Raw genomic sequence first — 12,125 nt, forward strand, 5'->3', positions numbered from 1 at the left:
ACAAACTGCAAGATCACGCGGGGTGAGGGGAGGGGGTGGGGGTTAGCGCAGTTCGCCGCTCTTTACGACGTCGCGGTACCAGAGCGCGCTGTCCTTGGGGGTGCGCTTCTGGGTCGTGTAGTCCACGTGCACGATGCCGAAGCGCTGGCTGTAGCCCTGCGCCCACTCGAAGTTGTCGAGCAGCGACCACACGTGGTAGCCCTCGACCCGCGCGCCGTCCTCCATGGCGCGGTGCACGGCGGCCAGGTGGTCGCGGAGGTAGGCGATCCGCCGGTCGTCACGGACCCGGCCGTCCGCGTCGACCCCGTCCACGACGGCCAGGCCGTTCTCGGTGATGACCATCGGCACGCCGGGGTAGTCCCGCTGCACCCGGACGAGGAGGTCGTGCAGGCCCTGGGGGTAGATCTCCAGCCACTCGGCCTGGGCCCGCTCGTGCAGGAAGACCCGCTCGCCCTTGCCATCGACGAAGATCGGCGTGTAGTACTGCACGCCCAGGATGTCCATGGGCTCGCTGATGATCGCGAGGTCGCCGTCCAGGATGTAGTCGGCCATCGGGCCGCGCTCGGAGATCCAGCGCAGCGTGTCCTCCGGGTAGCTGCCCTTGAAGACGGCGTCGAGGTAGAGCCGGTTCTCCAGCCCGTCCTGGTGGTGGGCCGCCTCCCGCGCCTCGGGCGTGTCGTCGGCCGGGTAGGTGGGGTGCAGGTTGAGCGCGGGCCCGATGCGGCGTCCCGGGTGCCGCTCGTGCAGTACGCGGGAGGCGAGGCCGTGCGCGAGCAGCAGGTGATGGCAGGCGACGAACGCGCGCGCGTCGTCCTTGAAGCCCGGCGCGTGCTGGCCCTCCCGGTAGCCGCAGTCGACGACCGTCTTGGGCTCGTTGATCGTCAGCCAGTCGCGGATCTCCAGGGCGTCGAAGCAGATCTCGGCGTACTCGGCGAAGCGCTCGGCCGTCTCCCTGTTCTCCCAGCCCCCTCGGTCCTGCAGCGCCTGCGGCAGGTCCCAGTGGAAGAGCGTGGCCATCGGCCGGATGCCGCGTTCCGCCAGCCCGTCGACGAGCCTGCGGTAGAAGTCGAGGCCCTTCTGGTTGGGCTTGCCCGACCCGGTCGGCTGGATCCGCGGCCAGGCGATGGAGAAGCGGTAGCTGTCCAGCCCCAGATCGGCGATCAGGTCCAGGTCCTCGTTGTAACGGTGGTAGTGGTCGGCGGCGTGCTCACCGGTGTCGCCGTCGCGCACGTTGCCTGGGACCGCGCAGAACGTGTCCCACACCGAGGGCCCGCGGCCGTCCTCCGTCGTCGCCCCCTCGATCTGGTACGCCGCGGTGGACGCGCCCCAGACGAAGTCGGCCGGAAACCGTGCGGGTGAGTTCATGGCTTCATCCATTCTCGGTGAGGAATCGCGCGGGTGTTTCTAGCGCCGTGCGGAGTTCCCCGAGGAACTCCGCGGCATCGCGACCGTTGATGTAACGGTGGTCGTAGGCGAGGCCCAGGGTGGCGGTCTTGCGTACGGCGAAGCCCGAACCGTCGTGGACGACCTCCGAGCGCGGCGCGGTCAGCGACAGCGCGCACGTCTGGCCGGGGAAGACGATCGGGACGGCGAACACGATGCCGTCGTGTGTGTGCAGGGTGAGCGTGATGGCGCCTCCCATGAGGTCGCGCTCCCGGAACGACCCGGTGAGCGCGGTCGTCCGGAAGGCGGTGAGGTCGGCGGCGATCTCGGCGAGCGGCCGGTTGCCCGCGTCGCGGACGACCGGGATGAACAGCCCGCGGCCCAGGTCGACCGTCACGCCGACGTCGGCGGTGGCGGCCCTTCTCGCCCGCGGGCCGGGGCCCGGCTCCGCGAAGAACATGGGGAAGCGGTCGAGCAGCCCGCCCGCCGCCTTCACCACCATCTCGGGCAGGCCGACGAGGGCGCGCATCTTGCGGGTGAGGTCGCGGGCGAGCGCCAGGATCTCGGTCACGTCGACGTTCATCGCCGTGAAGGCCGCCGGGATCTCACGCCGGGACCGCTCGACGACCTCGGCCGTCCGCTGCTGCGCCCGCGACAGCGTGATCCACCGTGCGTCGTCGTCCTGCGCGCCGTCGTCCTGGGCTAGGGAGTCATGGGCGGGGGAGTCCTGGGCCGGGGAGTCCGGGGCGGGGGCGTCGTCCGCGCCGGCGGCCTGGGGGCGCTGCCCGGCGATCAGTTCCTCGACGTCGGTCCGCCTGATCACCTTCCGGCCGAGCGCGTACACCCGCTCCATGGCGATGCCGTGCGCCTCGATCAGGTCGCGCGCGGGCGCCGTCACGACGACGCCGGCGCTCGCGGCCCCGGTCTTCGCAGCGGTCTTCGCGGCGGTGTCCTCGGCGGTGTCCTCGGCGGTCTCCCCGGCCGTCTCCCCGGAGCCGTCCGCGCCGGCCACGTCGGCGCTCCCGAGGAGGCGGGCGATCACCTGTCCCGGCTCGCACTCGGCTCCCTCGGCGACCAGTCGCCGCAGCACGCCGTCCGCCGGGGCCTCGACCTCCTCCGTCGCCTTGGACGTCTCCAGCAGCGCGATCGGCTGGCCGTCCCGCACCGTCACGCCGTCCTCGGCCAGCCACTCGACCAGGATGTAGGAGGTGTCGTTGTTGTTGAGCTTGGGCACGCGGAACTCGGTCACGACAGCGACTCCTTCACCGCGGCTCTGATGCCGTCGGCCTGCACGAGCACCTCGCGTTCCAGATGGGGGGCGGCGGGGATCACCCCGTCCGCCGAGTTGACCAAAGTGATCGGGCGGCGCAGGCGGCCCCACAGGCGCGGGTAGAGCGTCGTGGCCACCTCGGCCGCCCAGGTGCCGCCCGCGGTCCCGTCGTCGACGACGCAGACGTGCCGCGCGTCCTCCAGGCCCGGCAGATGGGGCACGGGGTAGAGCTGGGCGGGCACCAGCAGCTCGCAGACCAGGTCGTCCTCCAGGAGCAGCGTGCGCATGGCGTCGAGCGTCCGGTGGACGAGCCCGCCGTGGGTGACCAGCGTGCAGTCGGGCCGGCCCGCGCCGTCGAGGTACACCCGGGCGACGTCGTCCACCAGCTCGAACCCGAACAGGTCGTCCGCGGGGTACATCTGCCGCGTGTAGAGGACCTTGTCCTCGAAGAACAGGCAGGGCCGCCCGAGGCCGAACATCAGGGAGAACAGCCGGCCCGCGTCGTGGAACGGCGTCATCTCGAACAGCGACAGGCCCGGCACGCCGATGAAGTGCTTCTGCGGGTTCTGGCTGTGGGTCGGGCCGTAGCCGCGGTTGCCGCCGGTGGGGCAGCGCACCACGAGCGGCACCGGCACGGGCCTGCCGTACATCGAGGTGGACTTGGCGGCGAAGTTCGTGATCTGGTCGAACGCCAGCGCCACGAAATCGGCGAACATGATCTCGACGACGGCCTTGTCGCCCGCCAGGGCCAGCCCGGCCCCGACCCCGGCGATCGCGCCCTCGCTCAGCGGCGTGGACCTCACGCGGGAGCCGAACCGGCTCGACAGCCCCTTGGTGACCTTGAACGCGCCGCCGTACGGGTCGCCGACGTCCTCGCCGAGCAGGTGGACCGAGGGGTCGGACTCCATGAGATCGTGCAGCGCCTGGTTGAGGTGCTCGGAGACCCGGGTCACGCGGCTCCCCCCGGCCGTGCGTGGGGCCGGGCGGAGACCTCGGCGACCACGCGCTCGACGAGTTCGCGCTGCTCCCTGTCGATCCTGGCGAACCGCTCGGGATCGGCCTTCGCGCACCGGTCGTACCAGTCGGACTCCGCGGCCCGGCGGATCTCCTCCGGCGGGCGGGTGTCGTCGCCCTTGCTGTGGGGCCCGAGGCGGTGCGTGGCGAACTCGACCACCAGGGGGGCGGGCTCGGCCCGCACGGCCTCGACGAGCGGCGCGAGCACCTGCCTGATCTCGGCGGCGTCGGTGGACGAGACGTGGTGGTGCCGGACGCCGAAGGCCGCCGCGCGGGCGGCGATCGTGCCCGCCATCTGGGCGGAGGTGGGGGTCGACTGGGCGATGCCGTTGTGCTCGACCACGACCAGCAGCGGCACCTTCCACAGGGACGCCATGTTCAGCGCTTCGTAGACGGCGCCCTCGCCCCAGGTGCCGTCCCCGATGTACGCGCAGGCCAGCGCGCCGGTGCCGGCCAGTTTCAGGGCCACTCCGGTGGCCACGGGAAGGCTCTCGCCCTGCACACCCGTGGACAGGAAACGCCGGTGGTAGATGTGCTGGCTGCCGCCGACGCCTCCGCAGAGCGCGCCCTCCCGCCCCATGATCTCGGCGAGCAGCCCGTGCGGGTCTGGATGGCGGGCGAGGAAGTGGCCGTGCCCCCGGTGGTTGCTGAACACGAAGTCGTCGTCGCGCAGCAGGGCCGACACCGCGACGGGGATGTACTCCTGCCCGAGGCAGGTGTGGGTGGTGCCGCTCAGCACCCCCTGCTCGAACAGGCGGAGCAGGGCGCGTTCGAAGTGCCGGATGAGCAGGAGTGAGCGGAGATCCTCGTCGCTGAGGGCATGCCGCGGGCTCCGGGCCGGTGCAGCGGTGACGATCACAGGTGGTCCGCTCCTGGTGCGTCTGGTGGAGAGGCGCTCGACGCCGGGCTTCGCTGCCAGGGACAGGAGCACCCTATTGGGAGCGCTCCCACGGAGCGTAGGTGTGGAAAGAGGCCTTGTCAATCCCTGGCAATAGAGACAATTTGGGAGAGTGTGTCCGCATTGTCCGTGATCTGGGGCAATATCCTCACATTCCCCACCTTGGGGCTAATAACGGACAGAAACTTCCATGACACTTGACGAAGGAAAGGCCCGATCCCTAGCCTCCACTGCCGTGGGAGCGTTCCCACTCTTTCGTCCGAAATGGGGGGTACCGGCGCGAGCGGCGAATGGGATTCCATGCCGCGCCAGGCACCAGGCAGGAAGCTCACCGGCGGAGATGCCGCCGCCGGGTCGTGGGCCGCCCGCGTCTTCGCATCGATTTCGCCGGCGTGCCCGAGGCGTAGAGCGCACAAAGGAATGCCATGTTCTTAATGCAAATTTCAATCATGGTGCCGGCGTCGTGACCCGGACCGGCCTCTCACCGGCCAAACAAGCGCTGCTGGCGCAGCGGCTCAGAGCCGGGAAAGCCGCGAGGCTCACCGTGCCGCCGCGGCCGGACGGCACCCACCCGCCGCTTTCGCACGCCCAGGAGCGCCTGTGGTTCCTGGAGCAGTACGCCCCGGGCACCACCGCCTACACCGTCGCCTTCGCCGTCAGGCTGGACGGCGGCGAGATCGACGACGCGGCCCTGGAACGCGCGCTCACCGAGGTGGCCAGGCGGCACGAGAGCCTGCGCACCCGGTTCGTCACCACCGACGACGGGACGCCGGAGATCGTGCTCGACGACGAGCCCCTGGTGGAGCTGCGGCTGTCCGACGACCCCGCCACTGTGCGGGAGGTCGTGCAGGAGGAGCTGGCCCGGCCGTTCGACCTGGCCACCGGCCCGCTGCTGCGGGTGCTCCTGGTCCGGCTGGGCGTCCGCGAGCACGTGCTGCTCCTGACCATGCACCACACCGTCACGGACGGCTGGTCGTGCGACATCGTGATGGAGGAACTGCTCGCCCTGCACGAGGCGTACCGGACCGGGACCGAGCCCGATCTCGGCGCTCCGCCCGTGCAGTACGGCGACTACGCGCTCTGGGAGCGCGGCCGCACCCACGAGGACGACATCCGCTACTGGCGGGACCGGCTGGCCGGGCTGCCGCCGCTGGAGCTGCCGACCGACCTGCCGCGCCCGCCTGAGCAGGGCTCGGCGGGCGCCGCGCACACCGTCGCGCTCGACCGGGAGCTGGTGGACGCGCTCACGGAGCTGGGCGGGGCGAACGGCGCGTCGCTGTACATGACGCTGCTCGCCGCCTTCCAGGTGCTGCTCGGGCGCTACTCAGGCCAGGACGACTTCGCGGTCGGGTCGCCCGTGTCGGGGCGCGACCTGCCGGAGCTGGAACGGGTGGTCGGTCTCTTCATCAACTCGCTGCCGATGCGGGCCGACCTGTCCGGCGACCCGGCCTTCACCGAGCTGCTCGGCCGGGTGCGGGAGACGGCGCTGGACGCCTACACGCACCAGGAGCTGCCCTTCGACCGGCTGGTCGGCGAGCTGGGCGTCGAGCGCGACGTGAGCAGGTCGCCGGTGTTCCAGGTGATGTTCGCGCTGCAGAACTACCGGTCGGCGCCGCTGCGCACCCAGGGCCTGGCCATGTCGGCGTACCCGTTCGAGGTGACCGCCAGCCGGTTCGACCTCGCGCTGTACCTGATGGACCTGGGCGACGGCCTGCGGGGCACCCTCACCTACCGCACCGAGCTGTTCCGGCCGGAGACGATCGCGCGCCTGGCGGAGTGCTTCGAGAACCTGCTCAGGTCGATCGTGGCCGACCCCCACGCGCGGCTGTCGGACCTCGAACTGCTCCCGGCCGGCGAGCGCGGCCGCGTGCTCGGGTTCGCGGGAGCGGCGCCCGGGGCGGGGGCGCCCGCCGCGGACGCGTTCGACGGGGCGTCGTCGCCGCACGAGGCGATCGCGGCGCAGGCGGCCCGCACGCCGTCCGCGACCGCCGTCGCCTGCGGCGGCGACACCCTCACGTACGCCGAGCTGGACGCCGCGGCCGACCGGCTCGCCCGGCGGCTGCGCGAGCTCGGCGTACGGCGCGACGACCGCGTCGCGATCTGCCTGGAGCAGTCGACCGGGCTCGCGGTCGCGGTGCTCGGCGTGCTCAAGGCGGGCGCGGCCTACCTGCCGCTCGACCCCGAGCACCCGCGCGGCCGGCTCGAGTACGTGCTGGCCGACGCCGGGGCGTCGATCGTCGTGACCACCCAGGACCTGCGCGACCGGCTGCCCGGCGACATCACCGCCGTGGACCCCGGCGAGGACGCGCGGGGGCCGGTGGACCCCTGGGAGCCGGTGGCGCCGGCCGACCTCGCGTACGTGATCTACACCTCCGGCACGACCGGGCGGCCCAAGGGCGTCGCGGTGCAGCACCACGAGGTGATGGTCTACCTCGCCGGGGTGCGGGAACGGCTGGACGTCGAGCCCGGCTCGTCCTTCGCCCTGCTCCAGTCGCTCGCCTTCGACTTCGGCGTCACGGTCTTCTACCTGTGCCTGATGACCGGCGGCACCCTGCACCTGGTGCCCTCGCGCACCGCGGGCCCCGAGCTGGCGGAGATCTTCCGGCGCACCGGGATCGACTACCTCAAGATCACCCCGTCGCATCTGGCCGCGCTGCTCGCGGACGCGGGTCCTGACGACCTGCTTCCCCGGAAGCTGCTGCTGCTGGGCGGGGAGGCGGCGCCGCGCGGCTGGGCCGCCGAGCTCGCGGCGAAGGGCCGCTGCCGGGTCGTCAACCACTACGGTCCGACCGAGGCCACCGTGGGCGTGACGACCTACGACGTCGCACGGCTGCCCGCTCCCCGCGGCCAGGCCGAGTCGGGCGTGAGCCTGCCGATCGGCTCGCCGCTGCCGGGCGCGCGGGCGTACGTGCTGGACGAGCGGTTGCGGCCGGTGCCGGCGGGCGTGCCGGGGGAGATCTACCTCGGCGGCGACCGGCTGGCCCGCGGCTACCTGAACCGGCCGGGCCTGACAGCCGACCGGTTCCTGCCCGACCCGTACGGCCCGCCGGGGTCGCGCATGTACCGCACGGGCGACCTCGGCCGGTGGTCGGGCTCCGGCGACCTGGAGTTCCTCGGCCGCCGCGACCTGCAGGTGAAGATCCGCGGCTACCGGGTCGAGCTGGGCGAGGTCGAGTCGGTGCTGGCCGACCATCCGGACGTCGCCCAGGCCGTCGCCGAGCCGCGCGGCGAACAGCTCGTCGCCTATCTCGTGCCCGCCGTCGAAGGCGCGCGGCCGGAGGCGGCGGACGTGCGCGCGTGGCTGGCCGACCGGCTGCCCGCGTACATGGTCCCCTCGCGGTACGCCTGGCTCGACGAGCTGCCGCTCAAGTCGCACGGCAAGGTGGACCGCGCGCGGCTGCCGGAGCCGGAGGCCGACGTGGCGGCGGCCGAGTACGTCGCCCCCTCGCCCGGCGCCGAGGAGGACGTGGCACGCGTCTGGGCCGAGGTGCTGGAGGTCGAGCGCGTGGGGGCGCTCGACGACTTCTTCGCACTGGGCGGCCACTCGCTGCTGGCGATGCGGGTCATCGCCCGGCTGCGCAAGGCGCATCCGGACCGGCAGATCACGGTGCTCGACGTGTTCAAGCACCGCACGGTCCGCGAGCTGGCCCGGCTGCTCACGGCCGAGGGTGACGTGCCGCGCTCGCTGCTGCACCGGCTCACCCCCGCCAGGCCCGCCACCACCACCTTGGTGTGCGTGCCGTACGGCGGGGGCAGCGCGGTCGTCTACCAGCCGCTCGCGGACGCGCTGCCGGACGACTGGGCGCTCTACTCGGTCGCGGTGCCCGGCCACGAACTGGGCGAGGAGTCCCGGCCGTTCGACGAGGTCGTCGTCGACTGCGTGGCCGAGATCTCCGAGATCGTGGCCGGGAACGGCGGCTCGCTCGTGCTGTACGGCCACTGCGGCCTCGGCGTCATGCTGTCGACCGAGATCGCCAGGAGGCTGGAGGCCGACGGCCACACGGTGGACGCGCTGTATCTCGGCGGCGTGTTCCCCTTCGCCCGCCCGGGCCGCGGCATGAACTGGCTCGGGACCTTCCTGGACAACCTCACCAGCGACCAGCAGCGGGTCAACGCCCTGACCGCGGCCGGGCTCGACGTGGAGGACCTGGGCAGGGAACAGGTCAAACTGATCGTGCGCAACCGCCGCGAGGGCACCCGCGCCGCGGAGCGGTACTTCACCCGGATCTTCGAGGAGCACGGCACCGCGCTGCGCGCGCCGGTGATCGCCGTGGTCGGCGAGCGTGACCCGGCGGCCGAGTTCTACCAGGAACGTTACAAAGAGTGGCACTGCCTGTCGGACACGACGGCGTGCGTCGTCCTCGACGAGGCCGGGCACTTCTTCCTGCGGTACCGCAACCACGAGCTCGCCGACATCGTCACCGGCACCCACACCGCCCTCGCCTCCGGGCGTACGGAGGGGCTGGAGCGGGACGAGGACCGCACCTGGTGGCTGCAGGGCGTCTCCAGCAGGTCCGCGGAGGCCGGACCCGGAACCGAAAACGGGACCGGCCCGGAAGCCGGGGCCGAGGCCGAGGTCGGGGCCGGGACCGAGACCGTGAGAGCCGGGGTGAGAGTCGGCCCGCCGCCCAGCATGCGGCGCTTCCTCCTCGTCGCGGCCGGGCAGCTCGTCTCGATGACGGGCTCCGCGCTGACCGAGTTCGCCATCCCGCTGTGGATCTACCTCACTACGGGGTCGCTCGCCAGGTTCGCGCTGTTCTCCGTGCTCGGGCTGCTGCCCGGCATGCTCGTCGCCCCGCTGGCCGGCGCCATCGTCGACCGGTTCGACCGGCGCAAGGTGATGATCGCCGGAGACGTGGCCGCGGGCGGCACCCAGCTCGCGCTCGGGCTGCTGCTGTGGACCGGCAACCTGCAGGTCTGGCACATCTATCCGCTGCTGGTCGGCCTGTCCGTCGCGCTCACCTTCCAGCGGCTCGCGTACAACTCGGCGATCCCGCAGCTCGTGCCGAAACGGTTCCTCGGGCACGCCAACGGCATCGTCCAGATGGCCATGGGCAGCACGCAGCTCATCGTGCCGCTGATCGCGGTCGGGCTGATGTCGACGATCGGCCTTGAGGGCATCCTCATCATCGACGTGGTCAGCTACGTCGTCGCCACGCTCACCATCGCGCTGATCCGCTTCCCGGCGACGATGGCGTGGAAGCGGCGGGAGACCGTGCTCGCCGAGATGATGGGCGGCATCCGCCACTCCTGGGGCCACCGGGGCTTCCGCGCGATGCTGTTCTACTTCGCGGTGCTGAACGTCTTCCTGTCCCCGCTGTTCATGATGATCTCGCCGCTGGTGCTGTCGTTCGCGACGCTGACCGAGGTCGGCAGGGTGTCGTTCGCGGGCGGGCTCGGCGCATTCCTCGGCGGTCTCGCGATGGCCGCCTGGGGCGGCCCGCGGCGCAGGCGGTTGTACGGCGTGCTGCTGTCCACGCTCGCCCTATCGGTGTTCTGCCTGCTGACCGGGCTCTACCAGGACCTGCTGATCATCGCCATCGGCGCGTTCGGCATGTCGCTGTGCCTCACCCTGCTGAACGGCGTCTACGCCACGATCATCCAGGTCAAGGTGCCGCAGCGGTTCCACGGCCGGGTCATCGCGCTGAACACGCTGGTCGCCTGGTCGACGCTGCCCATCGGCTTCGGCGTGGTCGCGCCGTACGGCGCCCAGGTCTTCGAGCCGCTGCTCGCCCCCGGCGGGCCGCTCGCCGACACCGTGGGCGTGGTGCTAGGCACCGGACCCGGCCGCGGGATCGGCTTCATGTACGCCTGTTTCGCCCTGGCGATCGCCGTGATCGCGCTGGTCGCCATGCGGGTGGGGGTGCTGCGCAGGTTCGACGCGGAGGTGCCCGACGCGCTGCCCGACGACGTCGTCGGCTACCAGGCGGTGACCGAGCGCGTGGCGGCGGCGCGGGGCGGCGCGCAGGCGGTCCGCGAACCGGAGAAGGAGCTCGCATGACGGCGGCGACACGCACGCGGGGCGTGCCCGCGCTCACCCTGCCGGAGCTGCTGCGCCTGCGCGCGGGGCAGGAGCCGGACGGCGAGGCGATGATCGTGGAGGGGCACGGGACGCTCACTTTCGCGGAGTGGGAGCGCAGGTCGGAGGCGCTCGCCGCCGGGCTGGTGGCCCGGGGGGTCACGCCGGGCGACCGGGTGGCGCTGCACTTCGGCAGCCGCGACTGGATCGACTTCGCCGTGGCGTTCTTCGGGGTGCTGAAGGCGGGCGCGGTCGCCGTGCCGATGTCGGACCGGCTGGCGCCCGCCGAGCTGCGCTACATGATCCGGCACTGTGCCGCGACGGCGGTGCTGCTCGGCCGGGACCTCACGACGCCCGGGCCAGGCACGGGGGAGCAGGGCGCGGGGGAGGAGAACACAGAGACGTGGAGCGCGACCCCGGCGGACCTGGAGGCCGGCGCGGGACCGGAGCCCGCGTGGGAGGGACCACGGGTGCGGCCGAGGGACCTGGCTCAGATCCTCTACACCTCCGGCACGACCGGGCGGCCCAAGGGGGTCGGCGCGACCCACGCCAACCTGGCCTACGGGTGCGTCACGCAGCCCAAGCACCGCAGGTTCGCCCACTCGCGGCACCTGCTGCACGCCTTCCCGATCGGCACCAACGCCGGGCAGACCATGCTGGTGAACGCGCTGGACGCCCGGCCGACGGTGCTGACCCCCGCGAGGTTCACCCCCGGCCGGTTCGCCCGCCTGATCGAGACCTACCGTCCCGGCACCGTGTTCGTGGTGCCCTCCATGGCGATCGAGCTGCTCGACGCGGGGCTGCACGAGCGGCACGACATGTCCAGCGTGGTGCTCCTGGGGTCGGCGGCGGCGGCGCTGCCTCCCGCCCTGTCGGAGCGCCTGTCGGCGGCCTTCCCGAACGCGACCGTGACGAACTACTACACGTCCACGGAGGCCGCCCCCGCCCAGACGATCATGATTTATGACCGTACGCGGCCGGCCGCGCTTGGGCGGCCCGCGTTCGGCGGCTCGCTGCGCGTCACGGACGAGGAGGGCGCCCCGCTCCCGCCGGGGGAGACCGGCGAGGTGTGGATGCGCTCGCCCACCGTCCCCCGGTCCTACTTCGGCGACGCCGAGGCGAGCGCCAGGTCGTTCCGCGACGGCTGGGTGCGCATGGGCGACCTCGGCTACGTGGACGCCGACGGCTACCTCTACCTCGTCGACCGGGAGAGCGACGTGGTCAAGACGGGGGCGTTCAAGGTGTCCACGCTGCAGGTGGAGGCCGCGCTGTACGAGCACCCGCTGGTCGCCGAGGCGGCGGTCTTCGGGCTGCCGCACCCGGTGCTCGGGTCCGTGCTGGGCGCCGCGGTGGTGCCCAGGGCGCCGGGGCTGTCCACGAGTGAGGTGCGCGCCTTCCTGATGGACCGGCTGGCCTGGCACGAGCTGCCCGAACGGGTCCTCGTGGTCGACAGCCTGCCCAGGAACCAGTCGGGAAAGGTCATCAAGAAGGAGCTGCCCGCGCTGCTGGGCGACTCCGTTATCAGCACGGAAGGCAAGTGA

Annotated in this window: 6 protein-coding genes; 2 read left to right on the plus strand and 4 right to left on the minus strand. The window is 72.3% G+C overall.

What is annotated here, in order from left to right; genetic code table 11:
• Positions 1-42: 42 nt before the first annotated feature.
• Genes HHX31_RS06790 through HHX31_RS06805 form a run of 4 tightly spaced genes read right to left on the minus strand, consistent with a single transcriptional unit; the run spans position 43 to position 4,526 of the window.
• Complete coding sequence (locus HHX31_RS06790; protein WP_249345672.1) at positions 43-1,365, minus strand: GH1 family beta-glucosidase; 1,323 nt, start codon at positions 1,363-1,365, stop codon at positions 43-45.
• Between the two features lie 4 nt (positions 1,366-1,369).
• Positions 1,370-2,632: a 2-oxo acid dehydrogenase subunit E2 gene (locus HHX31_RS06795; protein WP_169946172.1), complete on the minus strand. Its 1,263-nt coding sequence runs from the start codon at positions 2,630-2,632 to the stop codon at positions 1,370-1,372.
• Entirely contained in the window at positions 2,629-3,606 is a 978-nt protein-coding gene (locus HHX31_RS35550) for an alpha-ketoacid dehydrogenase subunit beta (protein WP_169946174.1), read from the minus strand. The genes HHX31_RS06795 and HHX31_RS35550 overlap by 4 nt, the downstream gene beginning before the upstream one ends.
• Positions 3,603-4,526 (minus strand): thiamine pyrophosphate-dependent dehydrogenase E1 component subunit alpha, encoded by a 924-nt coding sequence (locus HHX31_RS06805; protein WP_169946176.1) that lies wholly within the window; start codon positions 4,524-4,526, stop codon positions 3,603-3,605. The genes HHX31_RS35550 and HHX31_RS06805 overlap by 4 nt, the downstream gene beginning before the upstream one ends.
• Before the next feature lie 502 nt (positions 4,527-5,028).
• Between HHX31_RS06805 and HHX31_RS06810 the strand changes: the two genes are divergently transcribed.
• Both HHX31_RS06810 and HHX31_RS06815 read left to right on the plus strand, forming a co-directional pair.
• On the plus strand, positions 5,029-10,566 hold the full coding sequence (locus HHX31_RS06810) for a non-ribosomal peptide synthetase (RefSeq protein ID WP_311931631.1): 5,538 nt from the start codon (positions 5,029-5,031) through the stop codon (positions 10,564-10,566).
• Positions 10,563-12,125 (plus strand): class I adenylate-forming enzyme family protein, encoded by a 1,563-nt coding sequence (locus HHX31_RS06815; protein WP_169946180.1) that lies wholly within the window; start codon positions 10,563-10,565, stop codon positions 12,123-12,125. The genes HHX31_RS06810 and HHX31_RS06815 overlap by 4 nt, the downstream gene beginning before the upstream one ends.

Origin of the sequence: Microbispora sp. H11081, assembly GCF_012999535.1 — a bacterium.
In the GTDB taxonomy this organism is placed as follows: Bacteria; Actinomycetota; Actinomycetes; order Streptosporangiales; family Streptosporangiaceae; genus Microbispora.

Coding starts and splice junctions, on each gene's coding strand:
- HHX31_RS06790 (WP_249345672.1), bottom strand. CDS start 1,365: ATGAACTCACCCGCACGGTTTCCGGCCGACTTCGTCTGGGGCGCGTCC.
- HHX31_RS06815 (WP_169946180.1), top strand. CDS start 10,563: ATGACGGCGGCGACACGCACGCGGGGCGTGCCCGCGCTCACCCTGCCG.